The sequence below is a fragment of the Mesorhizobium sp. M0894 genome, from assembly GCF_040319725.1.
GTDB lineage: Bacteria > Pseudomonadota > Alphaproteobacteria > Rhizobiales > Rhizobiaceae > Mesorhizobium.
Window position 1 is genome coordinate 57,956 of the sequence record NZ_JAMYOG010000013.1, and the last position, 25,707, is coordinate 83,662.

Annotated in this window: 22 protein-coding genes; 10 read left to right on the forward strand and 12 right to left on the reverse strand. The window is 61.8% G+C overall.

The window, feature by feature from the left end:
• Positions 1-46: 46 nt before the first annotated feature.
• From NKH91_RS22905 to NKH91_RS22940, 8 genes are all read right to left on the reverse strand, one after another.
• A complete protein-coding gene (locus NKH91_RS22905) occupies positions 47-313 on the reverse strand; it encodes an acyl carrier protein (protein WP_023718550.1) in 267 nt (88 codons plus the stop codon).
• 56 nt (positions 314-369) lie between these two features.
• Positions 370-1,926: a class I adenylate-forming enzyme family protein gene (locus NKH91_RS22910; protein WP_352844741.1), complete on the reverse strand. Its 1,557-nt coding sequence runs from the start codon at positions 1,924-1,926 to the stop codon at positions 370-372.
• Positions 1,923-3,944, reverse strand: coding sequence for an asparagine synthase (glutamine-hydrolyzing) (asnB, locus tag NKH91_RS22915; RefSeq protein ID WP_352885416.1), 2,022 nt, complete (start codon positions 3,942-3,944; stop codon positions 1,923-1,925). The genes NKH91_RS22910 and asnB overlap by 4 nt, the downstream gene beginning before the upstream one ends.
• A 3-nt stretch (positions 3,945-3,947) precedes the next feature.
• Entirely contained in the window at positions 3,948-4,931 is a 984-nt protein-coding gene (gene nadE, locus NKH91_RS22920) for an NAD(+) synthase (protein WP_352844877.1), read from the reverse strand.
• A complete protein-coding gene (locus NKH91_RS22925) occupies positions 4,928-7,666 on the reverse strand; it encodes an AMP-binding protein (RefSeq protein ID WP_352844739.1) in 2,739 nt (912 codons plus the stop codon). Before NKH91_RS22925 ends, nadE begins: the two co-directional genes overlap by 4 nt.
• 265 nt (positions 7,667-7,931) lie before the next feature.
• Positions 7,932-8,624, reverse strand: coding sequence for a hypothetical protein (locus tag NKH91_RS22930; RefSeq protein WP_352844737.1), 693 nt, complete (start codon positions 8,622-8,624; stop codon positions 7,932-7,934).
• A gap of 98 nt (positions 8,625-8,722) precedes the next feature.
• Complete coding sequence (locus tag NKH91_RS22935) at positions 8,723-9,622, reverse strand: proline iminopeptidase-family hydrolase (protein ID WP_352844735.1); 900 nt, start codon at positions 9,620-9,622, stop codon at positions 8,723-8,725.
• Positions 9,623-9,795: 173 nt separating this feature from the next.
• On the reverse strand, positions 9,796-10,521 hold the full coding sequence (locus NKH91_RS22940) for a LuxR family transcriptional regulator (RefSeq protein WP_023718543.1): 726 nt from the start codon (positions 10,519-10,521) through the stop codon (positions 9,796-9,798).
• Between the two features lie 301 nt (positions 10,522-10,822).
• On the opposite strand from NKH91_RS22940, the gene NKH91_RS22945 reads away from it, so the two are divergent.
• The 10 genes from NKH91_RS22945 to NKH91_RS22990 all read left to right on the forward strand — a co-directional run bounded on the left by NKH91_RS22945 (position 10,823) and on the right by NKH91_RS22990 (position 21,518).
• Positions 10,823-12,496, forward strand: coding sequence for an ABC transporter substrate-binding protein (locus tag NKH91_RS22945; RefSeq protein WP_352844733.1), 1,674 nt, complete (start codon positions 10,823-10,825; stop codon positions 12,494-12,496).
• Positions 12,497-12,603: 107 nt separating this feature from the next.
• Positions 12,604-13,632: an ABC transporter permease gene (locus NKH91_RS22950; RefSeq protein WP_352844731.1), complete on the forward strand. Its 1,029-nt coding sequence runs from the start codon at positions 12,604-12,606 to the stop codon at positions 13,630-13,632.
• Positions 13,632-14,606, forward strand: coding sequence for an ABC transporter permease (locus tag NKH91_RS22955; RefSeq protein WP_023718540.1), 975 nt, complete (start codon positions 13,632-13,634; stop codon positions 14,604-14,606). The genes NKH91_RS22950 and NKH91_RS22955 overlap by 1 nt, the downstream gene beginning before the upstream one ends.
• A complete protein-coding gene (locus NKH91_RS22960; protein WP_352844729.1) occupies positions 14,596-15,618 on the forward strand; it encodes an ABC transporter ATP-binding protein in 1,023 nt (340 codons plus the stop codon). Before NKH91_RS22955 ends, NKH91_RS22960 begins: the two co-directional genes overlap by 11 nt.
• Positions 15,615-16,601, forward strand: a complete 987-nt coding sequence (locus tag NKH91_RS22965; RefSeq protein ID WP_352844727.1) for an ABC transporter ATP-binding protein — start codon at positions 15,615-15,617, stop codon at positions 16,599-16,601. Before NKH91_RS22960 ends, NKH91_RS22965 begins: the two co-directional genes overlap by 4 nt.
• Positions 16,602-16,947: 346 nt before the next feature.
• On the forward strand, positions 16,948-18,156 hold the full coding sequence (locus NKH91_RS22970) for an ABC transporter substrate-binding protein (RefSeq protein ID WP_352844725.1): 1,209 nt from the start codon (positions 16,948-16,950) through the stop codon (positions 18,154-18,156).
• 11 nt (positions 18,157-18,167) lie between these two features.
• Positions 18,168-18,941 (forward strand): ABC transporter ATP-binding protein, encoded by a 774-nt coding sequence (locus NKH91_RS22975; RefSeq protein ID WP_023718535.1) that lies wholly within the window; start codon positions 18,168-18,170, stop codon positions 18,939-18,941.
• Positions 18,934-19,644 (forward strand): ABC transporter ATP-binding protein, encoded by a 711-nt coding sequence (locus NKH91_RS22980; RefSeq protein WP_352484605.1) that lies wholly within the window; start codon positions 18,934-18,936, stop codon positions 19,642-19,644. Before NKH91_RS22975 ends, NKH91_RS22980 begins: the two co-directional genes overlap by 8 nt.
• A gap of 7 nt (positions 19,645-19,651) precedes the next feature.
• Positions 19,652-20,539 (forward strand): branched-chain amino acid ABC transporter permease, encoded by an 888-nt coding sequence (locus tag NKH91_RS22985; RefSeq protein WP_031193840.1) that lies wholly within the window; start codon positions 19,652-19,654, stop codon positions 20,537-20,539.
• 1 nt (position 20,540) lies between these two features.
• Positions 20,541-21,518: a branched-chain amino acid ABC transporter permease gene (locus tag NKH91_RS22990; protein WP_352844723.1), complete on the forward strand. Its 978-nt coding sequence runs from the start codon at positions 20,541-20,543 to the stop codon at positions 21,516-21,518.
• A gap of 20 nt (positions 21,519-21,538) precedes the next feature.
• Here NKH91_RS22990 and NKH91_RS22995 read toward each other — a convergent pair whose 3' ends face one another.
• The 4 genes from NKH91_RS22995 to NKH91_RS23010 are packed head-to-tail and all read right to left on the reverse strand — an operon-like array spanning position 21,539 to position 25,580.
• Complete coding sequence (locus NKH91_RS22995; protein WP_352844721.1) at positions 21,539-22,711, reverse strand: ABC transporter ATP-binding protein; 1,173 nt, start codon at positions 22,709-22,711, stop codon at positions 21,539-21,541.
• The gene (locus NKH91_RS23000; protein WP_352484610.1) at positions 22,704-23,846 is read right to left on the reverse strand and encodes an extracellular solute-binding protein; all 1,143 of its coding nucleotides are present in this window, start codon (positions 23,844-23,846) and stop codon (positions 22,704-22,706) included. Before NKH91_RS23000 ends, NKH91_RS22995 begins: the two co-directional genes overlap by 8 nt.
• A gap of 22 nt (positions 23,847-23,868) precedes the next feature.
• Positions 23,869-24,690 (reverse strand): ABC transporter permease, encoded by an 822-nt coding sequence (locus NKH91_RS23005; RefSeq protein ID WP_023718529.1) that lies wholly within the window; start codon positions 24,688-24,690, stop codon positions 23,869-23,871.
• Complete coding sequence (locus NKH91_RS23010) at positions 24,687-25,580, reverse strand: ABC transporter permease (RefSeq protein ID WP_502899022.1); 894 nt, start codon at positions 25,578-25,580, stop codon at positions 24,687-24,689. Before NKH91_RS23010 ends, NKH91_RS23005 begins: the two co-directional genes overlap by 4 nt.
• Between the last annotated feature and the right edge of the window lie 127 nt (positions 25,581-25,707).

The window sequence follows — 25,707 nt, forward strand, 5'->3', positions numbered from 1 at the left end:
GAAACGGTCGGGGACTTGAAACAGAGTTGCGCGAGATGTCGGCAAATCAGTTTCTCTTGCGCATGACATATTGCGCAATTCCCTCGATGGAATCGAGATTCTCGGGCAGCAGCTCGCTGTCTTCGACCGTGATGCCGAAGGTCTCCTCGATGAAGCCGATAACCTCGAGCACCCCCGTCGAGTCCACGATGCCTTGGTCGAGAAGCGAGGTGTCGCTCTCCAGGCTCTCTGGATCGGCTATATAGAAATTCGACGCCAGGAAAGCGCGAATTTGATCGCTGCAGGTATCGGTTCTATCCTTGGTAGACAACATTGATTTCGCCTCCGGTACAAAAAATGAATGCTGATCAACTTCGCCCTGATACCGACTCATGACAGGGCGGTTTTTTTGAGTTTGCCCGTGTCGGTCATCGGCAGACTGGGTACGATGACGATCGACTTTGGAACCATGAAGTTTTCCAGTCGTCTCTGGCACTCTTTCTGCAACTGCTTTTCACCGATCATGCTTCCTTGCTCCATCACGACAAATGCCTTCACTGCTTGTCCAAGCAACTCGTCCGGAACGCCGATGACCGCGGCTTCCCGTACGCCCGCAATCTCCATCAACACGTTTTCCACCTCCTTCGGCGCTATCTTCTCGCCCCGCGATTTTATGATCTCGTCGCCGCGACCGACAAAGTAGAGGTAGCCCTCGGCGTCCATCCGGCAGTAATCGCCGGTGTACAGGACCTGCTCGCCCGGCAGCGGTCCGGGCTTGAGCTTCCTGGCCGTCGCCTCCGGCTTGCCCCAGTAACCCTTCATCACCGTCGCTCCGCGGATGACGAGCTGGCCAACGACACCGTGGCCGACCCGCCTGTCATGCTCGTCGACAATCCACATTTCCGTATTGGGGATGGCGATCCCGACGCTCAACGGCTTTCGCTCGAGATCCTCCGGCGGCAGGTAGGTACAGCGCTTGCATTCGGTAAGGCCGTACATCGAATAGATACGGGCACGAGAAAATAGCTCCTGAAGCAGGAGAATGTGCTTGAGCGGCAGAGCGGCCGCAGTGTTCGTGACATAGCGAATACTCGAAAAATCCTGATCCCTGAGAGACTTGAGCTCCCCGAGTGCGGCGAAGATGGTCGGTACGCCGGGAAAGCCCGTCACCCTTTCTTGCTTGATCAGCCCAAGGATCTGCGCGGGGAAGGCGAACGAGCGTTCAAGCACCAGCCGGGCGCCCGCGCCGAATGCCATGATCATCTGGTACAGGCCGTAGTCGAAGGCGAGCGGCAGGACGTTGAGGATCACCTCGTCTTCAGCAAGCGCCAGGTATGAGGAAATCGAGGCGCACGCGGCAACCATGTTTCGGTGCGTCAGCATCACGCCCTTGGGCTCGCCCGTCGAGCCGGACGTATAAATGATTGCAGCAAGATCGATATCGATGCAGCGGCGCGCGGGCGGCGTGCTGCGGGCTCCCGCGACCGCAGTTTCCCAGCGCACAGCATGCGGCAGTTCTTGCAGGTCGTCGCGTTCGATCGGCCCGGAGACGATCATGCAGCGCAACGATGGGCAATTCCGCGCCGGCTCCCTGAAAATCGAATGCAGGTGGTTGTCGGTGATCAGTGCCGTCGGGCGGCAATCGTTGAGCAGATAACCAAGCTTGTCGCTTTTGGTGAGTGGATTGACGATGCACACCACGGCGTTGGCCTTGAGCACGGCCCAGAAAGCGACGACGGCCTCGACAGTGTTGTCGGCGAAGATCACCACCCGATCGCCGCGCGCGATTCCGGCCTGGCTCAAATGATGCGCTATGGCGTTCGAGCGCATATCGAGATCGCCGTAGGTGACACGTTGATTACCGCACACCAGGGCCACCTTCCCGCCGAGCCGGCTGGCAGAGTGGATGAGATAGTCGTGCAGGAGCGGTACGGCGCCATGCATCATGCGAGCACCTCTGCGCGATGCTCGCGGTCGATATCGACGCTGAGCTTGAGCGTGCGAGCTCCACTTGGTCGGCTCGCGATAAATTGCTCATGAAGAAGCTGCGTCGACAGCACCCCGACCAGCGCCATATTGTCGGAGTTGGACAGGTCGGCGCCGCCGGCGCTGGCCTGGCACTTGCTCAGGAGACGGGCAACCGACTTAGGATCGAAGACGTTTGCCTCGCGCAGCGCCGCCTCCGAAAGTGCTTCGCGAATATAGGCCGGAGCGCCATCGGCGACGAAGCAAAGCGCGTTGGGGGCCCGGTAGGGCTGCTTCTTGCGAGTGACGATTTCCGACGGCACAATCGGTTGCGCCACACGCTTCAGAACATGCTTTTCATCGAGCACGCGCAGCTTATAGGCGGCCGGAAGCGAATTCGCGAGCCTCACGAGTTCATGATCGAGGAATGGGAAGCGCCCCTCGACGGAATGGGCCAAGAGCATCCTGTCCCCTTGCGATGAAAGCAGGTATCCCGACATCAGCGTCTGGATCTCGATATGCTGGTCCTGCGCAAGGGAGCCCCATCGCGAAAACTCCGCCGGCAGGCGGGCAAGCAGCTCGGACACGGCGTTGCGGCGCTCCGTTTGGGCCCGCATGTCTGCCGAAAACAGCCGCTTGATAGCGCTCGTGGTACGCCAGCGCGTGCCATGCGCAAAACCAGGCGCGTCATGGGCGTGGATGTCGCGCCCGAAGAACTGGCGTGCCATCGCCTGCCGTTGCACCGGCGAGCGGCTGAGATAGGGATAGAGGCGCTCCAGCAGCCGGGAGCGTCGCGTCGAGGCGGGCTGGCGTCCCCAGAAACGGCGGACCTTGCCCTCGCGGAACAGATCGTAGCCGGCGAACATTTCGTCGGCCCCTTCGCCGGTCAGCACGACCTTGATGCCATGCTGACGCACCAGTCTCGATAGCAGGAACAGCGGCGCCGGCGCGGTCCTGAGGATTGGCCGCTCGGTGTGGTAGATCACCTCAGGGAAGATGCCAGCGATATCGCTGCGCGAAACAACCACCTCATGGTGCTCGCTTCCCGCGACGCCGGCAACCAGGCGCTGGAAATGAGTCTCGTCATACTCGGCGTCGGCAAAACGCAGGGAGAAAGTCTGGAAGCGTCCGCCGGCGAAGCGTCTTCCAAGCGCGGCGACCAGCGAGCTGTCGAGCCCGCCGGACAAATAGCAGCCGACCGGCACGTCGGCGCGTACTATCCTGAGCGCCGTAGCGGCTTCCAGGGCGCCGCGCACTTCCTCCACCGCGTCATCAAGTGAACCGGCGAATTCGTCATCGCCGGGTCCGTCAACCTCTGGATAGCTTGGCTTCCAAAAAGCCCGCTCGCGAACGATGCCACTGTCATAAATGCGAATGTGCCCTGGAGTGAGTTCGCTTACTCCTCCAAACACGCCTTGTGGCGGCACGACGGTCCAGAGCGTGAAAGTCTGATCGATGCCGGCTGGATCGAAGGCGCGGGGTATATCCGCATCGGCCGCGAAAATGGCCTTCACCTCGCTGGCGAAGTAAAGCCGTCCGCCGTGCTCGCAAAAATGCAGCGGACAGATGCCGAACCGATCCCGCGACAGGACGAGTCGACCCGCCACGGAGTCCCAAATGGCGACTGCCCATTGCCCATTCATCCGCTCGAAGGCGGCCTCGCCCCAGGCATGATAGGCATGGACGATGACCTCCGTGTCGCTGCGTGTGCGGAAGCGATAACCGAGCGCGACCAGGTCTTGTCGCAGCTCGATGTAATTGAAGATTTCGCCATTAAAGACGATCCACATTGTGTCGCCCGCGCCAGCGAGTGGCTGCTGGCCACTGGCGAGATCGATGACGGACAGACGGGCATGCGCCAATCCCGCACGTTTGTCCCGGTAAAGACCACGCTCGTCCGGGCCGCGATGCGCCAGTGTGCCTACCATGCGCATCAGCGCATCACGGGAAGGGGGCGCCGCGGCGGCGCTCAGCGACACAATTCCGGCGATGCCGCACATCGCCTAGCCCTCGCCCATTGAAGAGGACACCAACGGCCGCGCGTGAAGATAGCGTGCGGCGCGCCGTTTGCTGTCGATATCCTTGAAAACTTTCTGAACCTGCACCACGGTGAGACCGGTGGCCTCGGCGACGTCTTCGCTAGCGATCCCGTGGTTTAACCCGTAGAGGCACAAATCCATCAGATAATAAGGCAGTGCGAAGTAGAACTCCTCCTGGCTCTGCGCCATCGAGAAGGTGTCCGTGGTGGGCGGTCTGCGCCGGACCTCTTCCTCCACCCCAAGATATTCGGCCAACTGGTAGACCTGGGTCTTGTAGAGGTGAACGATTGGCATCAGGTCGGCGATTCCGTCGCCCTGCTTGACGAAGAAGCCCTGGTCGTATTCCAGGCGGTTCGGCGTGCCCGCTACCGCGTAGTTGAGGCGGTCGGCATGATAGTACTCGGTCATCTTGCGCAGGCGCTGCTTGTAATTGGTTGCGGCGACGATCTGCAGATAGGCTGCCGACGGCAGACGCACCGTGTCGGTCCTGCCCTCAGGGTCGTGAACCGTGAGGCGCGTGATGTTGAGACCATTGCTCTCGAGAACTGAGGCCAGCACCAGCTTGCATTTCCAGCCGTCCCCATAGTCGGGAACGACAGTCTGGATTGCCTCGGTCTGCCGACAATAGGCGCCGATCGCTTCGAGGGCCGGTGTTATGTCCTCCAGGATCGCATCGATGCCAAGCTGTGCGGCGACAGTGCGGCCAAGCCTTAGCGAGTCACCGGAGGAGTGGCGCTCCGGCATGAATATTCCGAGGACCTTGTCTTTCCCAAAGGCGCGAACACACAACGCCGCGACGACGGAGCTGTCGATGCCGCCTGAGAGGCCGACAACCGCGCCTCGACGTCGCAGCGTGCCAAGGACCTGCTGGCGCAGGATCTGGACGATGCGATCGACCTCCGCAGCAGCGTCGAGCACAAGCGCGTCCTTGCTGAATGTTGAGATCAGGTCGATAGCTTGTACTCCAGTTTGCGAGACTCGGTTGGCGAATAGGTTTGCGCCACCGCTTTCTCGATAAGCGGGCGGTTGGTGGCGAGGTGAGGTTCTACGACCAGATCGATGTGGCTGCCGACGATCGGAATCACGTCCAGATGTCCGAAAGCGCGATCCCAGCCGATGGCCAGAGGCATTCCGGGTCGAGCACAGCGGAACAGGGTGCCTGTGATCGGCAGCGCCGGCTTTGGCTCGGCCACCCACTGGAAGAAGGCTCGCGCGCGCAAAACCTCTTGCAGTTCCAGTTTGGTTCTAAAACTCGTCGCGTTGAACTGTCCCTGAGCGAAACGATCGAGAAACCGGACCAGTTGCGCCTCGCGCCGCATTGCCACGGCGACTTTCGCGAGGGCCCGGCAAGCCATCCGATAAGCGGATACGCGGTTGGTTCGGATTCGATTGAATGTGCGCGTAAACGTCTCCCAGCGAGCGCTTCGCTCGCCGACGAGACTGGTGTCGAGAATGCCAAGGAACCTTACGGTCCGCCCCGCGGCCAGCAGCCGCGCCGCAACTTCGAAAGCGACAGCACCGCCGAGCGAATGACCGAGAAGTCGTATATGACCCGCGGGTTGAGCGCGGCGGATCTGCTCGACGGCGGCATCGGCCATGTCGGAGAGGCTGTTTTGCCCGCGCAGGATCATGGTCAGGGCTGGGTACCTGATCGGGGCAACGCGGGTGATCTTGCCCATCGCTGCTGCAAAGGCAGCAAGGCTCGGGCCGTAGCCGACGGATCCCGGGAACAGAAAAAGAATTGGAGGATCATGCTTCTGGGCGCGCGCGCTTTGGTCGCCTGCCTGTGCAGACTCGACCGCCTTGACCATCTCGTCCAGGCTCATTCCAACGGTGAACGCCTCAAGGCCGAGTTCCTGCCCGATGGCGCTTTCGATTTCCATGACGCAGTGCAGCAGCTTCAGCGAGTCTCCTCCGGCGTCATCCCAGCGTCCCGCCGCTACGCGCGTATTGAGGATGCTGGTCCACGCCCGCTGGACGATCTGCTGCGCCGTCAGCTTGCCTCGCGGCTCGAGCGGACGCGCCGTCGCTGCCGTCCCTCTGGCTGAAAGATCCATCTCTGCAAGTGTCGAGATGTCCACCTTGCCGCTTGGCAGACGCGGGATCTCGGCGATCGTGTGTAACCGCAAGGGACGCAGCGGCGGTGGCAGATTGGTCCTCACAAGCTGGCGAAGCTCGTCCGAAAAGCTCGCTTCGGCCGAGCGCCGAGGAACGGCAAAGGCGACAAGCTCATTGGCCGCAGTCACGATTGCCACGGCATCCGCAACAGCAGGCGCGCAACGCAGCACCCGTTCGAGTTCGGCTGGCTCGACGCGTCGACCGTTGATCTTTACCTGCCGTCCCTTGCGACCGACGATGTGCAGTAAGCCTTGATTATCAAGTCGGACGAGGTCACCTGTCGCGAAAATCCGAAGGCCTGGATCGTCCGGGTCTGATGTCGCCGGCACAACCGCCCCGTCCTCCCAATGGCCAAGCAAGACATACGGGCTCCTGATCAGAAGCTCTCCGCTGCGGCCCGATTGAACGCAGCGGCCCGCTTCGTCGACAATTGCGAAGGTGATTCCAGGCAGCAGCCAACCAACTGGAACCGAATCTCCATGCTCCGGCCAGTCTCGCGGCAAGAACCATTGTGAGCCGGTGGTCTCGGTTGACGAGTAACCGATCTGGATGAGGCACGTATCGGAGACGGCCTTGCGCAGCAGTGCGATGTCGGTCCAGGGCACCTTCTCGCCACCGATCCGGGCGACTCTAAGCGAATGGAACGCTTCAGCAGGTCCGTCGGCCATGAGCGCGCGAAGCAGCGCCGGCACCAGATAGGTGATTGTCACGCCTTCGGATCGCACCAGGCGCTGAACGGCGCGCAAGCCGACCGCTTCGACTTCGACCAGATGCAAAGTGGCTCCGGTGAGAAGGGCTGCAAGAATCTCCCGGTACCCGGCGATTGTGGCGGGTCCGGTCAATGGCAGGAAAACATCATCCGAGTTGATGTGGCATGCATCGACATATTGCTGGACCCGGCACAGCAAGCTGCGCTGGCTGTTAACGATGCCTTTGGGGCGGCCTGTGCTCCCTGACGTATAAAGCACGATGGCGGGCGCATCGACCGAGACGGGGTAGGGCTGAGGCACTTGTACCGATTGCGAGGCCGCACTGGTGGGCACATCGATCCAACTGACCTGGTGAGGCAAACCGGCGGGTCGGACATTGCCCTCGCCCAGGATGGCCGAGAGCCGCGCCCCCGCCACGATTTCTAGGATCCGCGAGCTGGGATCTCGCGCGTTGAGTGGCACCGAAAGTCGCCCAGCCGTCATGCTTGCCAGCATGGCGATGGGATACCAGGCCGAGTTGGCCTGAAGAATCCCTATCGCCTGTCCGTCTGGGACGGCGGCAGCGATCTGGTAGGACAGCGTCTCAACTGACCGGAGAAGCTGGGAATAAGTCAGACGATTGGCGCCGTCGCTGATTGCAAGCTTGTCGGGGTACTGGCGGACCATATTTCTCAGGTGATCGAATACGGCAACGTTGGTAAAATCGGTGCCCAATCCTTGAAATGGGCGCAGTACCGGACCACCCTGATCCAGTGCGTATTGTGGAACACTTGACCATTTATTGGAGGTCGTTGTCTGACAATCCACCGCTAGATCCTGATCCGCGACTTCTGATCCCAAATATGCCGAAGACATGAGTTGCCCACGCTAAGATTAGGATCACTTATCGCCTCCCGCCCCAATCTTTTCATCGATCATTCTGATGATGCCCCGATCTTCGCCCAAGGACGCTTGGTTAGTCACTTCGCCTGTTTCGCAAGCCGCCGGCAGAGCCAATCATGCCGGGCTCGCGTGGTGCGCATGACGCGGCGAGCACCGGCGTTCGTGCCAGGTTGGCAACGCTGCTGCACATATGCCAAGGTGGATCGAAGACGGAATCGCCGCTATTCAGGCAGATTGCCTATTCTGTGGTTCTCCCGGGCGATACCGGCAATGGTTCAGTATCGGAGTAGCTGCCGGCGACAAAACAATATGCATAGATCTGTCCCCGATTTTCGTCAGTCACGCGGATCCAGTCTTTTTCCCACTTTCGGAAGGTAATATGTCCATCGGTCACCATGGCCGCAGCCTTGAACGGACTCGGCGCGTTGACGACGCGCACCGAGATCACATCGTCGCCGTCCATACGCTCGACGAGATACGTCTGCATGAAAGCCTCCCGCGAAACCACCCGCACTTTAACGCCGGCTAATAGATTCGGTTGCAACGTGCTTGGCGAAACTTGGGGTGGACACGTTCCATACCTGCAGGCACCTTCGCACTCGGCGTCGGCCGCGATGGTCTCGCCTGTCGGCAACGGTTCGCGCGCCCTGAGCGTCGAGACCAAAAGAAGCTCAAGACAGCTCAGCGGGCTGAGATATCGGCCGGATGGCTGAGCGCGCAGCCTGCGCGCCGCCCAGACCGGCACCATCGCCGCGCCGATTTCGGACGTCACCAACCCCTTTTTCGCCGAGTTCGTACGCGGACTGGAGACGCAGCCCACCAGCGCGCCGAGCGCTATAATATTCTGCTGTTCAACACCGAGGAGAAACACGGCACGCGAAGCGCGCGAGATCGACCGGGTGCTGGAGCGCCGCATCGACGGCATCGTCATGGCACCGGCGGCGGCAACGAGGAGTTGCTCGCCGACCTCGCCGAGAGCGGACTGTCACTCGTCTTCGGCCACCGCAGGCTGAAGGGCGTGCTGGAACGTCAGTCGCATTTGGCCAGGAAGCGCCCGACGGCGGCGAGGCAGTCGTGCTTTTCCTCGACATGCGGCATGTGGCTGGAATTCGGGAAGACCAAACCTTCGACGTGCGGGATAAGATCCAGAAAGGGCTGGACGCAGGCCTCGGTCGCTTCGTCGTAGAAGCCGCGGAAAACCAGGGTCGGCGCCTCGATCTGATGCAGGCGGTCGACGATGGTCCAGTTCCGCATCGTGCCGATGACGTGGAACTCATTGGGACCATTCATGGTGTGATAGACGGTCGGATCTTCCTCGATTGCCGCAAATGTCCGGGCGACCTCTGGCGGCATCGGAACGACGCGACAGACATGGCGGTCGTAGAAAGCCTTCGTCGCCGCAACATATTCCGGATGATCGGTGGTTCCTGCCGCTTCGTGCCGGTCGAGCGCGCTTTGTACATCGACTGGCAGCCCGGCGCGCAATTGCCGGGCTCCTTCCACCCACAGCACCATCGAGGCCAGCGAATTGGCCAGGATCAATGCCTTGAGCCCCTCCGGGCGGCGCACCGCGTGCTCGGCCGAAAGTATGCCGCCCCAGGATTGGCCCAGCAGGGCGTAGCGGCTGGCAATGCCGAGATGGGCGAGCAGCGCATCGAGTTCGCCCAGGAAGAAATCGACGGTCCAGAAGTCACCGCCCTTATCCGGCAGATGGGTCGATTTGCCATTGCCGATCTGGTCGTAGTGGATGACGGCTCGTCCGGTTTCGGCAAGCTCCTTGAATGAATCCACATAGTCGTGCGTGCAGCCCGGTCCACCATGAGCGACGATCAGGGGCAGCTTGCCCGAGGTGAGGTCTCCGGTCACTCGGTACCAGGTGCGATAGCCCTGGCATTGGCTAAATCCTTCGGTGATCGCATGCGCCGTCACAATCAAAGCTCCGCATCATGGCGCGGCAGGAGCCGAAGTGTGGACCCCTCCCAAGCCTTGTTTTGCGGCCGACGGTACTAAGCGGCCCGGCGCATTTACAGCTAGCACTATTTATAGGTTTGCCGGTTATGAGTTTGCCCGAGGCAAGGCCGATCGCCCGCAGGTCGAGAGCCTCAATGCTCCGGTTCAAGCAGCCGGTAATGGGCGGCGAGCGCGATGGCATGGAAGCGGTTGCGCGCGCCAAGCTTTCGCGTCGCCGCGTTGAGGTGCAGCGTTGCGGTAGGCACCGCGCGGCCAATCTCGCGCGCGACCTGCTTGGCCGTCAGTCCGGCAGCGGCCAGGCGCAGGCACTGGCGTTCGCGCGACGTCAGATGGACATGTTGGCAGGTGCGGATTCCAGCATCGAAACCGGCATAGACGGAATCATGCAGCAGATGACCCAGATCGCCGATCTCGGCGATGAAGGGTCTGGCTTCGGCCTCGAACCCGGCCTCCGGATCGGCACGGATAGCGGTGAAGGTGGCGAGATCGCCGCCGGCAAGGCGAATGGGTACGGTGACGCCGCAGGTCATCCTCGTGTCAAGCAGATAGCTGACCACAGGATCGTGCTTGGACTGAAGCACACGCTGCATGACGTTGCTCTGAACGCCGTTGTGCGACCAGAGAAACGGTCTCGATACCGCGAGCGCGGCCTCCTGCACCGGGTCGAGCTGATAATATCCGCCCTTGCACCAGAGATCCTGCATGTCGCGCGGCACGTTGCGCAGAGCCATCAGCGAGGGCGTGATAAGCTCGCCCTTGTGGCTGACCGGCACCGGCGTATAGTCGTAGATGAATGCGGTGAAACCGATGGGCTCCAGCACCTCCGTCGCCATCGCCATGGCAGCGTCGATGCTCATTCCAGTTCGGAACCGGCTCTCTAGATCGCCTGGAAGGCTTTGCATCCGGCAAGCTTACCCGCTGATGATTGCTTGTCAAATAGCCATGTCGGGCGACTGCTCAACAAATAGGCGGGAATAAGCCTGTCCGACCCTATCTATCTTAATAGCTATCCCGTCCGGCTTCGCTCGCCGTAGTCTTTTGCGATTGGGCGAAGTAGCGAACGCCGTTCGCAAACCCAGCACTGTTTTCAGCCGCGCGGTGGTCGATCGACCGGATTCAGCGCGGCAAAAGCCGACACGCCTCCATGAGGGAACAAATATGCGACCCCAAAAAGCATTTGCAGCGTTGATACCCGGGCTGGCTCTGCTCGGCGTGACGATGATGTCGCCGGCAAGCGGTGCCTTGGCCGCCGAGGGCAAGCCAGGCGGCACGCTCCGATTGCTGGCCAATGCCGCGGCAGGCACCGCCGATCCGCACATCAATTACACGCTGCAGTATTTCCAGATCAATTATGTCCTCTACGATGGCCTGGTGACCTACAGGAAGGCCGGAGACAAGACCGGCTTCGAGGTCGTCGCGGACCTGGCGGAAAGCCTCCCGCAGGTCGAGAACGGCGGCAAGACCTATGTCTTCAAGCTGCGCAAGGGCATCAAGTTCGCCGATGGCTCGGACGTCACGACCAAAGACGTGGTCGCTTCGTTCCAGCGCATCTTCAAGATCAGCGGGCCGACGGCCGGGACCTTCTACAAAGGCATCATCGGCGCGGATGCATGCTTGAGGGCGCCCGCGACATGCTCCCTCGAAGGTGGCCTGTCTGTCGACGATGCGGCCGGAACCATTACCTTCAACTTGGTCCAGCCGGATGCCGAGTTCCTGCAGAAGCTTGCCGTTCCACACGCGTCGATCCTGCCGGCGAGCGCGCCGCTCAAGGACGCCGGCACCGATCCGATTCCGGGCACCGGACCCTATATGATCGCCAGCTACGACCCCAACAAGCTGATGAAGATTGTGCGCAACCCTCACTTCAAGGAATGGAGCAAGGAAGCGCAGCCGGCCGGATATCCGGACGAGATCGACTATGAATTCGGCCTTACCGACGAGGCGGCGGTGACGGCGGTCGAGAATGGCCAGGCGGACTGGATGTTCGATCCGCCGCCGTCCGACCGTCTCGCCGAACTCGGCACCAAATATGCCAAGCAGGTCACGGTTCACCCGCTGACGGCGATGTGGTACGCGCCGATGAACACCAATCTGGCGCCGTTCAACGACATCCGCGTTCGCCAGGCGGTGAACTTCGCCATCGACCGCGCCGCGATCGTCAAGCTTTTCGGCGGCAGCAATCTGGCGCAGCCGGCCTGTCAAATCCTGCCGCCGGGCTTCCCGTCATTCGCAGCCTATTGCCCGTTCACCGCCAATCCGGGTGAGAAGTGGTCCGCGCCGGATATGGATAAGGCCAAGCAATTGGTTGCTGAATCGGGAACCGCAGGTCAGGAGGTGACGATCATCACCGAGGACACCACTGTCTCCAAGGCGATCGGCGTCTATCTGCAGGACGTGCTCAACCAGCTTGGCTACAAGACGTCGGTCAAGCCGATTTCGCAGAACATCCAGTTCACCTACATCCAGAACACCAACAACAAGGTGCAGATTTCGATCTCGCAATGGTTCCAGGATTACCCGGCGCCATCGAATTTCCTGCAGGTCTTGTTCAGCTGTGCCTCGTTTACGCCAGGTTCCGACGCCTCGGTCAATATTTCGGGGTTCTGCGACAAGTCGATCGACGCATCGATGGACGAGGCAGAGGCAGCCACCATCGCCGATCCGGCCAAGGGCGCGACACTCTGGACCGCCATCGACAAGGCGGTGACGGACAAGGCGCCGGTCGCCGTCCTGTTCACGCCGAAGCGGGTCGATGTCATCTCGTCCAGGCTGAAGAACTTCACCTTCAGCCCACAATTCTACTGGATCGTCAGCCAGTCTTGGGTGGAATAATCTCCCGGAGCCAATGCGACGGAGCGCCGCCGGCTCTCCGTCGCATTTCCTTTTCCGGCGGATCAGCGCATCTTTCAGGCCGAGATTTTTCCTAGGCAATCCTGTTCATGGTCAATGTCATTGCGGATCAGCCCGCCATCTCGGTTCGCCGGGTCACCGATGGCCCGTGGCGCACGGCATGGCGCAAGCTGAAAGGCGATCGTTCGGCAATATCGGCATTCGCCGTGCTCGTCGTCGTCGTGATCGCCTCGCTCGCGGCGCCGCTTTATGCGCGGTACGTCTCCGGCACCGATCCATTTGTGACCAATCTCAATGGCGAGGTCGTCGTCGATGGGGTGACCCAGCCGGTGCTGCAGCCCTCCACAGAAGGCCTTGGCCTCGGCATGACGCCGATCGGGCCGACGTGGCGCATCGGTCCCTACCTGCTCGGAGCCGACAACCAGGGCCGCGACGTCGCGGCGCGGCTGCTTTACGGCGGACGGGATTCGCTGTTGATCTCGGGTGCTGCAGCCGCGCTGTGCCTCGTCCTCGCGACGTTTCTGGGGGTCGTCTCCGGGTTCTTCGGTGGCATCGTCGACATCGGCCTGTCGCGCATTCTCGACGTGCTCTGGGCCTTCCCGATCTTCCTGCTGGCGATCTCGCTGTCGATCGTGCTGATTGCGCAGAGTATCCAGATCGGTCCATTCGAAATCCGCTCCGGCAGCCTGTGGCTACCGGTCTTCATCATCGGCATCGTCTATGTGCCCTATGTGGCGCGGCCGATCCGTGGCCATGTCCTGACCTTGATGCATGCCGAATTCGTGACCGCTGCGATCGGCCTGGGCGCGTCGCCCTGGCGCATCCTTTTGCGCGACATCATGCCCAATGTGGTGACCCGGATCATCGTTTTCGTGCCGTTGATCCTGGCGCTCAACATGATGACGGAATCCTCGCTGTCGTTCCTGTCGATCGGCGTGCAGCCGCCGGATGCCAGCTGGGGCACCATCATCCAGGACGGCCAGGGCCTGCTCTATTCGCGGCCGGTCGTTGCACTGGCGCCGGGGCTGGCCATCGTCATCACGGTCCTGGCCCTCAACATTCTGGGCGACAGCGTACGCGACGCGCTCGATCCGAAATCCTCGCCGAGGGGCGTCTAGTGGTTGCCGCGCTCGGCTTCCGGCTTGGCCAGATGGTGCTGGTCATGTTCGGCATAAGTGTCGTTGCTTTCCTGATTTTCTTTGCGACGCCGGGCGCCGATCCGTCGGCGCGCATTGCCGGCCGCAATGCCTCGCAAGAGACGTTGATCCAGGTGCGCCACGATTTCGGTCTCGACCGGCCATTGCCTGTGCAATATGGGCTGATGATGAACCGGCTTTTTGTCAGCCGTGATCTCACCTCCTTCGTCAATCGCGGGCAGCGCGTCATCCCGACCGTGATAAGCGCCATTCCGGTGACGCTGTCGCTGGTCGGCGGCGCGGCAGTGCTGTGGGTGCTGGGTGGACTGATTGTCGGGGTGATCGCAGGCGCAACGCGCGGTACATTCGTTGATCGCGCGCTGATGATCCTGAGCCTGGTCGGCGTGTCGATCCCGGTCTTCTGGCTGGGCGAGGTCGCCAACCTGCTGACACAAAGCCGCTGGCACGACAGCTGGCTGTTTTCCTGGGTTCCTCCGCTCGGCTACATCCCCCTGACCGAGAATCCCTGGGGCTGGTTCAAGGCGCTCGTCATTCCGTGGTTCACGCTGGCAACCCTCTATGTCGGCCTCTATGGACGGGTGCTGCGCGCAAGCCTGATCGAGATGATGCAGGAGGATTTCATCCGCACCGCCCGGGCCAAGGGGATCGGCGAGCGCCGGGTGTTGCTGCATCATGGCCTCAGGACCTCGCTGGTCGCGTTCGTTACCATGTTCGGCCTCGATTTTGGTGCCCTGGTCGGCGGCGGCGCACTGTTGACCGAAGTGGTCTTCGGATTGCAAGGTGTCGGGAAACTGACCTATGAGGCACTGCAGACCCTCGATCTGCCGATGATCCTGGCCACGGTGATCTACGCCGCCTTCTTCGTGGTGATGGCAAACTTCATCGTCGACGTCGTCTTCGTCATCATCGACCCGAGGGCACGCAATGTCGGCTGATGCTCCTCTTCTGGTGGTCAAGGACCTCACCGTCTCCTTCCGCAGCGACGAGGGCCTGGTGCGGGCGGTGGGAGGCGTCTCGTTTACCGTCGAGCAGCGCGAGATCATCGGGGTGGTCGGCGAATCCGGTTCGGGCAAAAGCCAGACCTTGCTCGCCATCATGGGGCTGATCGACAGCCCCAACGCTATCGTCTCCGGTTCCATCCGTTTCATGGGACAGGAGCTGATCGGGCTCAGCCGGCGTGCGCTCGATGCCATTCGCGGCCGCCAGATCGCGATGATCTTCCAGGATCCGATGTCGGCGCTCACTCCTGTGCATACGATCGGCAACCAGATCGGCGAGCAGGTGCGCGCGCATGAAAAAGTGTCGGCGAAAGCCGCGCGGGCGCGGGCCGTGCAATTGCTGGATGCGGTCGGCATCGCAAATCCGGATCGGGTCGTCGACAGCTATCCGCACCAGCTTTCCGGCGGCATGCGCCAGCGCGCGGTGATTGCCATGGCACTCTCCTGCAACCCGGCGCTGCTCGTCGCGGATGAACCGACCACAGCCCTCGATGTTACCGTGCAGGCGCAGATCCTCGAGCTGATCGGACGATTGCGCGACCAGTTCGGCTCGGCGGTGATCCTGGTCACGCATGATCTTGGCGTCGTTGCCGAAGTCGCGGACCGGGTGCTGGTGATGTATGGCGGACGCTTTGTCGAGGAGGGCGGCAAGAGCAGCGTGTTCCGGGCGCCGCTGCATCCCTACACATGGGGCTTGTTCGGCTCGATCCCGCCGATGGAGGGACCACGTCCGGCCCGGCTTGCCGCTATCCCGGGGATTCCGCCCTCGCTCTCCAACCTGCCGAAAGGCTGCGCCTTCGGCCCCCGGTGTGCCTTTCGCCACGACGCCTGTCTGGTCCAGCTGCCGATCATGCAAGGCGAGAGCCATCGCGCCGCCTGCGTGTTGCCGGAGTCCACGCGCAGACAATTCGCTGTCCAGAAGGCTGGCGGCGTGGAGATGCAACGATGAATGCCGTGCCGCGCCCGCTGCTTCGCGCCGGCGATCTGTCGAAACGTTATAGCGTCGGCCGCTCGATCTTCCCGGCACAGCGCCGGACCGTACATGCGGTCGATAAGGTGTCTCTCGACATCTGGCCCGGGGAAACGCTCGGCATCGTCGGTGAGTCCGGTTGCGGCAAATCCACGCTTGGCCGGTGTCTGGTGCGTCTGACCGAAATCAGCTCGGGGTCGCTGGAATTCGAGGGCCGCGACATCAGCGATGCCTCCCAGCGCCAGCTTCGTCCGTTGCGGCGGCAGATGCAGATGGTCTTTCAGGATCCCAGCGCTTCGCTCAATCCGCGCCGGCGGGTCGGCGATCTGCTGGCCGATCCATTCCGTATCCATGAACGCCTCTCGGCATCGGAAATGGCGGATCGCGTGGCCGACCTTCTGCGCCGGGTCGACTTGTCGCCCCAGCACGCATCGCGCTATCCGCACGAATTCTCCGGCGGCCAGCGCCAGCGTATCGGCATCGCCCGTGCGCTGGCGCTGCGGCCACGGCTGATCGTGGCCGACGAGCCGGTCTCGGCGCTCGACGTGTCGATCCAGGCGCAGATCGTCAATCTGCTCGCCGATCTGCGCGAGGAGTTCAACCTGACCTATGTGTTCATCGCCCACGACCTTTCCGTGGTGCGTCAGATCTCGAGCCGTGTGGCGGTAATGTATCTGGGATCGATCGTGGAGAGTGGGCCGACCGACGAGGTCTTTGCGACGCCCAGACACCATTACACCGCGGCGCTGCGTTCCGCCGTGCCGACACCCAGCATCGACCGGGCGCGGCGCGGGCGGTTGGTACTCAAGGGTGACCTGCCCAGCCCGATGAACCCACCTTCGGGATGCCGGTTCCACACCCGTTGTCCAGCCGCCACCTCCCTCTGCCGCAGCGAGCGTCCGCTTCTCCAAAGCATCGGCAATGGCCGCCTGGTTGCATGCCATCATCCAGCCGGCGGTTGAGGACAGACGTTTCTCGTTCAGCTGCATCATCTGATCACGACCGCTCGGGCCGGGATTTCATCACGGCACGTCGGCTTCAGAGAGATCAGGCGCCATCTGGACCCCGCACGATCCGGCCCTATGTTGCGCTTCGACGTGCGCGGCATGGGCACCGCGAGCCTAATACTAAAGTAACTGTTCTCGCGTTGCCGCGCGATGCTACGATTTGAGGGACGGGCATAGCCGGCCCTACAGCGCTGCGATTTTCCGCCGGAGAGGACGGAATATGGGAGGCCACTCTTCGTGCCGCAAGCAGGCAGCCGCCGACATGTTGCTCGGTTGTCGACCATAAGGGAGGAAGTCACCAATGAAGATATCGTACCTGGCCTTGGCCGCGCTTCTTGCAGCGACTGCGATGCCTGCCGCAGCCGCCGAGATTTCTGACGGCAAGGTCAAGATCGGCATTCTCAACGACCAGTCGGGCGTCTATGCCGATTTCGGCGGCAAGTGGTCGGTCGATGCCGCCAAGATGGCGGTCGAGGATTTCGGCGGCAAGGTACAAGGCGCGCCGATCGAGATCGTCAGCGCCGACCACCAGAACAAGCCGGACATCGCCTCCAACATTGCGCGGCAGTGGTATGATACCGAACAGGTCGATTCCATAATGGAACTGACCACCTCCTCGGTGGCGCTGGCCGTCCAGGGGATTTCCAAGGAAAAGAACAAAATCGACATCGTCACCGGCGCCGCGACCACCGAGCTGACCGGCAAACAATGCTCGCCCTATGGCTTCCACTGGGCCTATGACACGCATTCGCAGGCGGTAGGAACCGGTGGCGCTCTTGTCCAGCAAGGCGGCGACAGCTGGTTCTTCGTCACCGTCGATTATGCATTCGGCTATTCGCTCAAGGAGCAGACCGCCAAGTTCGTCGAGAGCCATGGCGGCAAGGTGGTTGGCGAGGTGCGCTACCCGCTCGGCTCGACCGATTATTCATCCTTCCTGCTGCAGGCGCAATCGTCGGGCGCCAAGGTCGTCGGGCTGGCGAACGCCGGCCTCGACACCTCCAACTCGATCAAGCAGGCGGCCGAGTTCGGTATCGTGCAGGGCGGTCAGCGGCTTGCAGCGCTTCTGTTCACGCTGGCCGAGGTGCATGGGCTCGGCCTCGAGGCAGCGCAAGGCGTGGTGCTGACCGAAGGCTTCTACTGGGATCGCGATGACAAGAGCCGCGAGTTCGCCCAGCAGTTTTTCAAGCGCACCAACCGCATGCCGAACATGATCCAGGTCGCCACCTACTCGGCAGTGACGCAGTATCTGAAGGCGATCGACAAGGCCGGCACCGACGCGACTGAAGCCGTCGCCAAGGAATTGCATTCGATGCCGGTGAACGACGTCTTTACGGCGAACGGCAAAGTGCAGTCCGACGGCAACATGGTCCACGATATGTATCTTTATCAGGTCAAGTCGCCGAGCGAGAGCACCAAGGAATGGGACTATTACAAACCCCTTGCCACGATCCCCGGTAACGAGGCGTTCCTGAGCCCCAAGGAAAGCGGCTGTCCTACGGCCAGCGAGTGATTGGCGGGCCGATGGCGCCGCCCGAACCGAATGGGCCGCGGGTGGTGCTTTCCGCCCGGGGCCTGCGGCGCGACTTCGCCGGTTTCGTCGCGGTCAGGAATGTCGATCTCGACCTCTACCATGGCAACATCCACGCGCTGATCGGGCCCAACGGCGCCGGCAAGACCACCGTCTTCAACCTGCTTACCAAGTTCCTGCCGCCGACGAGCGGCAGGATCGAACTGCTCGGCCACGACATCACCCGCACGTCGCCGGCCAAGGTCGCGCGGATGGGCTTGGTGCGCTCGTTCCAGATATCGGCGGTGTTTCCGCATCTCAGCGTGCTCGACAATGTGCGCGTTGCATTGCAGCGGCCGGGCGGGCTCAGCGTTCAGTTCTGGCGCTCGCTGGCAGCGCTCGATCGATTGACGCCGCGCGCCGAGGAGCTTTTGCGGTCTGTCGGCCTCGACGATGCCAAGAACAGGCCCGCCGCCGATCTCTCCTATGGCAGGAAACGCGTGCTCGAGATCGCCACGACGCTGGCCCTCGATCCGAAAGTGCTGCTGCTCGACGAACCGATGGCCGGCATGGGGCAAGAGGATGTGCGCACGGTTTCAGACATCATCCGCTCGGTCGCCAGGGATCGCGCCGTGCTGATGGTCGAGCACAATCTGACTGTTGTAGCCGATCTTTGCGACTGGATAACCGTGATGCAGCGCGGCGAAATCCTTGCCGCCGGCGACTATGCCACGGTCAGTCGCGACGAACGGGTGAGGATCGCCTATATGGGCACCGCCGATGAGTGACGCCGCGCCTCTTCTTGCAGTCCGCGGCCTCAACGCCTGGTATGGCGAAAGCCACGCGCTTCACGGCGTCGATCTGGAGGTCTTTCCAGGTGAAACGGTGACATTGCTGGGCCGCAACGGCGTCGGCAAGACCACGACATTGCGCGCCATCATCGGGCTGATCCGCCAGCGGACCGGCCAGATCGCTTTCGACGGCAAGGATCTGATGCCCCTGCCACTGCACCGGACGGCGCATCAAGGCATTGGCCTGGTGCCGGAGGAACGCGGCATCTTCGCGACGCTGACCGTGGACGAGAATCTGGTCCTGCCGCCGATCGTAGCCGAGGGCGGCATGAGCGTGGAGGAAATATTCGATCTCTTCCCCAATCTGAAGGAGCGCCGCAACAGCCCCGGCACCAGGCTGTCGGGCGGCGAACAGCAGATGCTGGCGATCGCGCGCATGCTGCGGACCGGCGTGAAAATGCTGCTTCTCGATGAACCGACCGAGGGACTGGCTCCCGTTATCGTGCAGCGCATCGGCGATCTGCTGGCGACGATGAAAAAGCGCGGCATGACAATCCTGCTGGTCGAGCAGAATTTCCGCTTTGCCAGCCGTGTCACCGATCGTTTCTATCTGATGGAGCACGGCAAGGTAGTGTCGGGCTTTCCGGTCGGCGAACTGCCTGACCGCATGACGCTGCTGCATGAAGTGCTGGGTGTATGATGGCGCCATGACGATGATCTTCGGAATACCCGTTCAGGCATTCCTCGGCCAATTGCTGGTCGGCCTCATCAACGGCTCTTTCTACGCCATGTTGAGCCTCGGCCTGGCTGTCATATTCGGCCTGTTGCGCGTCATCAATTTCGCTCACGGCGCGCTCTATATGCTCGGCGCCTTCATCGGCTATCTGCTGCTCACCCGGTTCGGCATCGGCTATTGGCCGGCTCTGATCCTGTCGCCGCTGATCGTCGGCGGCTTCGGTGTCGTGGTCGAGCGCCTGGCGCTGTCGCGGCTTTACGATATCGACCCGCTTTACGGTCTACTTTTCACCTTTGGCCTCGCGCTCGTGCTCGAAGGCGTGTTCCGGTACTACTATGGGGTATCGGGAAGTCCTTATTCCGTGCCGCCGCTGCTCTCCGGCGGCACCAATCTCGGCTTCATGTTCCTGCCAAATTACCGCGGCTGGGTGGTGGTCGCCTCGATGATCGTCTGTTTCGGCACCTGGGTGCTGATCGAGAAGACCAAGCTGGGCTCCTATCTGCGCGCGGCAACGGAGAACCCCCGCCTGGTCCAGGCTTTCGGCGTCAACGTGCCGTTGCTGCTGACCCTTACCTACGGCCTCGGCTGCGCTCTTGCCGGTCTCGCCGGCGTTCTCGCCGCGCCGATCTATCAGGTAAGCCCGCTGATGGGATCTGATCTCATCATCGTCGTGTTCGCTGTTGTCGTGGTCGGCGGCATGGGATCGATCCTCGGGGCGATCGTTACCGGTTACATGCTTGGGCTCGCCGAAGGCCTGACCAAGGTTTTCTATCCCGAAGCCTCCAATCTGGTGGTCTTCGTCATCATGGCGATCGTGCTTCTGGTCCGGCCAGCCGGCCTGTTCGGAAGGGACGTCTGAGATGGCCGAACTCTCACTTCGCGAGACGCGCGCCAAAAGTTCGGTATGGCTTGAATGGACGCTGGTGGGGCTCGGCATCCTGGCGCTGCTGGTGGCGCCTTTCTTCGTCTATCCGATCTTCCTGATGAAAATGCTGTGCTTTGCGCTGTTTGCCTGCGCGTTCAACCTTCTGATCGGCTACACCGGGTTGTTGTCCTTCGGCCATGCGACGTTCTTCGGCGGGGCGGCCTACTTCAGCGCATATGCGGTCAAGGTCTGGGGCTGGCCGCCGGAAGCGGGCATCCTGCTCGGCGTCCTGGGTGCCGCGCTGCTTGGCCTTGTGATGGGCTTCTTTGCCATCCGCCGGCAAGGCATCTATTTCGCCATGATCACGCTGGCGCTGTCGCAGATGTTCTTCTTTTTCTGCGTGCAGGCGCCGTTCACCGGAGGTGAGGACGGCATCCAGGGCGTGCCGCGCGGCAGGCTGTTTGGAATGCTCGACCTGAACGTCTCGATGAACATCTACTATTTCGTTCTGGCGGTCTTCCTGATCGGCGTGTTCGCCATCTGGCGCATCATCAACTCGCCTTTCGGCATGATCCTGCGTTCCATCCGCGAAAACGAGAGCCGGGCGATTTCGCTTGGCTATTCCGTCGCCAACTACAAGCTGGCGGCTTTCGTCATGTCGGCAACATTGGCCGGGCTGGCCGGCGCGCTCAAGGCGATTGTTTTCCAGTTTGCCACGCTCACCGACGTCACCTGGCAGATGTCGGGCGAGGTGATCCTGATGACGCTCCTCGGCGGCATCGGCACCATGGTCGGGCCGATCATCGGCGCCAGTCTGGTCGTCGGCCTGGAAAACACGCTCGCTACCTCGAATTTTCCGGTGACCATCGCCACCGGCCTGACCTTCATGGTCTGTGTGCTGGTTTTCCGGCGCGGTATTGTCGGTGAGGTCTATGCGCGGTTTCTCGGGCCAAAAGGTGACGCGAAAGACTGAAATGGCTCAGCGCCGCCTCGCTACGCGATGCGTACGCCTTGCGCGTCGAGAAGCACGCAGCTCAGCGGGTCGAAGCAGACATCGACCGTTTCGCCCTCACGCAGCGGCTGGCCGTCGATCAGCGTGTTGGCGCGCACCGGCGTGCCAGCGCCGATGTCGATCTCGTAGACCGCATTGCCGCCGAGATAGGAGGTCGAGACTATTCGTCCCGCCAGCCTGTTGGCAGCACCCGCCGCGCCAACGGTAAGCTTCTGCGGGCGAACGACGACAGTGATCGCGCTGCCGGCCGTGAGCGCCTTCGGCGCGGCCGCCTTTACGACATGGCCGCTGGCCAGCGCGATCGTCGCCATCTTGCCGTCCATCGCCGTCACGCTGCCGGGCAGCATGTTGGCCTTGCCCAGGAAATTGGCGACAAATGCGGTGGCCGGCTGGTCGTAGACCTGCGCCGGGGAACCGATCTGCTCGATCAGGCCGGCGTTCATCACGACGATGCGGTCGGACATCGACAAGGCTTCTTCCTGGTCGTGCGTCACAAAGATGGCGGTGATGCCCGTCTCTCGCTGGATTTTCTTGATCTCGACGCGCATGTCCTCGCGCATATTGGCGTCGAGCGCCGACAAGGGCTCGTCTAGCAGCAGCACTTCCGGTTCGAAGACGATGGCGCGGGCCAGTGCGATGCGTTGCTGCTGGCCGCCCGAGAGCTGTGACGGCAGCTTTGTCTCACTGCCGGGCAGCCGCACCATATCCAGCGCCTTCTTGACCCGGCGCACGATTTCCGGTTTCGGCACGTTCCGGTATTTCAGCCCGAATGCGACGTTGTCGAAGACGTTCTTGTGTGGAAAGAGCGCGTAGTTCTGGAACACCAGGCCGATGTTGCGCTTGTAGATCGGGATGTCGTCGACGCGCTTTCCGCCGATCGAGATCTGCCCGCTGGTGATATCCACCAGGCCGGCGATCGATCGCAGGATCGTGGTCTTGCCGCATCCGGACGGCCCCAGCAAGGTGACGAAACTGCCCTTGCGGATCGCCAGTGAAAAATCGCGCACGGCGGCGAACTTGCCGTAGAAAATATCGATGTCGCGAAACTCGACCGCAGGCTTTCCTGTCGGCTGGCTTTCGCCCCGAGCGAGCGGGTCGCGATCAGCCCCGGCCGATGCCGGCCGGGGCTGATCGTGGCTGTTATCGTCATGCACCTTTCGACACCCTGTCCCATTGCTTGGTCCAGGCGTCTTCGTTCTTCGCCCAGTAGAGCGGATCGGCGAAGGTCAGCGACTTCATCGATCCGGTCGGGTCGAAGGCCGGAAGCGCTGCGATCTTGTCGGTCAGCTTCACCTTGGTCGGATCAAGCGAGGGTGGATAATTCTGGCCTTCGGCGACAGCGATCGACGTGGCCGGATCCAGCATGAAGTTGATCAGTTCCTCGCATTCGGCCATCGGCGATCCCTTGAGCACCAGCATGTCCTCCATCCATGCGTATGAGCCGGCGGGGTCGAGATAGCCGATCGGCTGGCCCTGCTGCTGCAGGGCGGCGACGCGTCCGGACCAGGCATCGGTAACGACGATTTCGTTGCGCGACAGGAGGTCCATCAGTTCCGCGCCGGAACTCCAGAACTTCTTGGCCAGGTCGCGGGTCTCGCGAACCTTGGCCCAAACCGCATCCATGTCCTGGATGTTGTTGGGGTCCTGTTTCGTCTGCAGCGCCGCATACCAGACGCGCGTCGTCATATCGGCGTAGCCGCCGACCTTGCCGGCATATTTCTTGTCGGTAAGCAGGTTGGCGCCCTTTTCCTTGGCTTCCTCCGGCGAGATGACCTTGTTGTTGTAGGCGATGCCGGTGGTGCCGTAATCATATGGCACTGCCGACAGCTTCGGCGTGATCTTGCGGAACGGCTCGATCATGGCGGTCAGCACATTCGCCATGTTCGGAATGTTCGCCTCGTTGATCTCCGAGTTGAAGCCGCCATTGACGTATTTGATGTAGTAGTTGACGCCGGAAGAATGGACGATCTGGAAGTCGCCCGGCTTCGACGTCTTGATCTTGGTGATGATCTCGTTCTCGTCGCCAAAGGTGCCCTGGACGACCTTGACCTTGGACTTGGCGGTGTAGGGCTGGAACGCGTACTTATCGATCGCCTCCTGCACCACGCCGCCCCATCCGTCGAAGCGCACTTCCGAAACCGCGGCCAGCGCGCGTCCCATCCAGGGCATGGAAAGCCCGGTGGCGGCGGCAGCGGCGGCCGTCAGCGTCAGGAATGATCGCCGGCTGATGTCGCCATTGGCATAGCGTTCGTTGAGCCGTTCCAGTCGTTTGGTGGTTGTCAGTTTCATTTTCATTCTCCCATTTTCATTTTCACTTGCCTGCCTTGAACCAGGTGAGGCTTTGCAGGATGAGCCCACCAGCCAAGGGAATGCCGACCGTCAAAAGGATCATGACAGTGCCCAGCGCGTTCACCTCGGGGCTGATCGAGATCTTCAGCATCGAGAGGATTTGCGTCGGCATGGTCTCGACGCCCGCCGGTCGCCAGAACAGGCTGGCCGAGGTGTTGTCGAACGAGATGGTGAAGGCGAGCAGCACGCTGGCAAGCACTGCGGGAATGAGCAGCGGCAGCGTGATCTCGCGGAATGTCGACACACGCGGCGCCCCGAGCGACAGTGCCGCCTCCTCATAGGAACGTTTAATGCCGACCATGCGCGCCTGAACGATCAGCACCACGTAGGGGAGCGTGAGCAGAATGTGGCCGAGCACCAGAAGCGTCATGCTGCGCGGTTGGTCGACGGCTTTGATCATGACCAGCAGGCCGACGCCCAGTATCGTCTCGGGGACCAGCGCGGGAAGAATGACAAGCGTGTTGATCGCCTGCTTGCCACGGAACTCGAAGCGCACCAGCGCCAATGCCGCCATGATGCCGAGCAGCGTCGTCACCGTTGCCGTCACCAGGGCAATCCACATCGATGTCCGGAAGGCATCGAGGACCGGCCCGTTGGTGAGCAGCTTCTCGTACCAGCGCAGGCTGAAGCCGGTGAGGGGAAAGCCGCCAAACATCGAGGCGTTGAAGGAAAGCACGACCGTGGCGAGGATCGGCGCGAACATGAAGACATAGACGCACACCGTGATCGCGCCGGTTAGCCGCCACGCCCATCTGCCTTCGCGATCGGGATGCTCCGCTCTCATGCACTGAGACCCTTCATGATCTGCGACAGGCCCATATAGCGGCTGTAGGCGGCCGCGGCCGCACCGAGCAGAACGAACAGGACAATGGAAAGCGTGGCGCCCATCGGCCAGTTGAGCTGCCCCATGATGGTGTCGTAGATCAGGTTGCCGAACAGCGCGTCGCGGCTTCCCCCGAGCAATTGCGGCGTCACATAGGAGCCGGCCGCCAGCACGAAGCAGAGCAACAGTCCGGCGCCCAGCCCCGGAATCGACAGCGGCAGGGTCACTTCGCGGAACGCCTGTGCGCTGGTGCAGCCCATCGAGCGGGCGGCGGCGATCAAGGTGCGGTCGATGCCCTCCAGGCTGACATAGACGTTCAGGATCATGTAGGGCAGCAGAAAATGCAGCAGCCCCATGATGACGGCGCCCTCGGTGTAGAGCATCGGCAACGGCTCGTTGATGACCCCCAGCCGGATGAGCACGACGTTGATCAGCCCCTGTTCGCCGAGAATGTGGATCCACGAGAATGTCCGGATGGTGAAGCTGATCCAGAACGGCACGATGAGCAGCAACAGCAGCAGCCATTTGTGCTTGAAAGTCGTGGCCCAGATGAAATAGGCGGGGAAATAGCCAAGGATCGCGCAGATCACAGCGGTGATGGCGCCGACGCGAACGGTCTTCCAAAGAAAGCCGTGATAGTAGCTGTCGGTGAGGAATTCCTTCCAGTTGTCGAAGGTCAGCACCGCCGACTCCACCCCAGCGGTAACGAAGGTGAAAAACGTGTAGACAGTCATCATCGCGATCGGCAGCAGCAGAAGCAGGGTAAGCAGCAAAAGCACGGGCGCGACGAGGACCCAGGCCAGTCGCTGATCATATAATTTCCACCCTTTGGTCACGACCCGTCCAACCACTTCATGTCCAAGCCGCCATCACCGGGCTCGGCTCCGGACTAGATTGGGCGATCGGCGTTCAGGTGTCCACTCTGCATATGGCTCCTGCACAAATTCTGTGCAGGGCCACCGCGCGACCGTCGCCCTG

Bases quoted from the DNA above. Each gene is read 5' to 3' on its own strand.
- NKH91_RS22985 (WP_031193840.1), top strand. From the start codon at position 19,652: ATGACGATGATCTTCGGAATACCCGTTCAGGCATTCCTCGGCCAATTG.
- NKH91_RS22990 (WP_352844723.1), top strand. From the start codon at position 20,541: ATGGCCGAACTCTCACTTCGCGAGACGCGCGCCAAAAGTTCGGTATGG.
- NKH91_RS22975 (WP_023718535.1), top strand. From the start codon at position 18,168: ATGGCGCCGCCCGAACCGAATGGGCCGCGGGTGGTGCTTTCCGCCCGG.
- NKH91_RS22930 (WP_352844737.1), bottom strand. From the start codon at position 8,624: ATGACGATGCCGTCGATGCGGCGCTCCAGCACCCGGTCGATCTCGCGC.
- NKH91_RS22950 (WP_352844731.1), top strand. From the start codon at position 12,604: ATGGTCAATGTCATTGCGGATCAGCCCGCCATCTCGGTTCGCCGGGTC.
- NKH91_RS22965 (WP_352844727.1), top strand. From the start codon at position 15,615: ATGAATGCCGTGCCGCGCCCGCTGCTTCGCGCCGGCGATCTGTCGAAA.
- NKH91_RS22945 (WP_352844733.1), top strand. From the start codon at position 10,823: ATGCGACCCCAAAAAGCATTTGCAGCGTTGATACCCGGGCTGGCTCTG.
- NKH91_RS22905 (WP_023718550.1), bottom strand. From the start codon at position 313: ATGTTGTCTACCAAGGATAGAACCGATACCTGCAGCGATCAAATTCGC.
- NKH91_RS22940 (WP_023718543.1), bottom strand. From the start codon at position 10,521: ATGAGCATCGACGCTGCCATGGCGATGGCGACGGAGGTGCTGGAGCCC.
- NKH91_RS22980 (WP_352484605.1), top strand. From the start codon at position 18,934: ATGAGTGACGCCGCGCCTCTTCTTGCAGTCCGCGGCCTCAACGCCTGG.
- NKH91_RS22970 (WP_352844725.1), top strand. From the start codon at position 16,948: ATGAAGATATCGTACCTGGCCTTGGCCGCGCTTCTTGCAGCGACTGCG.
- NKH91_RS22925 (WP_352844739.1), bottom strand. From the start codon at position 7,666: ATGTCTTCGGCATATTTGGGATCAGAAGTCGCGGATCAGGATCTAGCG.
- NKH91_RS22910 (WP_352844741.1), bottom strand. From the start codon at position 1,926: ATGATGCATGGCGCCGTACCGCTCCTGCACGACTATCTCATCCACTCT.
- NKH91_RS23000 (WP_352484610.1), bottom strand. From the start codon at position 23,846: ATGAAACTGACAACCACCAAACGACTGGAACGGCTCAACGAACGCTAT.
- asnB (WP_352885416.1), bottom strand. From the start codon at position 3,944: ATGTGCGGCATCGCCGGAATTGTGTCGCTGAGCGCCGCCGCGGCGCCC.
- NKH91_RS22960 (WP_352844729.1), top strand. From the start codon at position 14,596: ATGTCGGCTGATGCTCCTCTTCTGGTGGTCAAGGACCTCACCGTCTCC.
- NKH91_RS23005 (WP_023718529.1), bottom strand. From the start codon at position 24,690: ATGAGAGCGGAGCATCCCGATCGCGAAGGCAGATGGGCGTGGCGGCTA.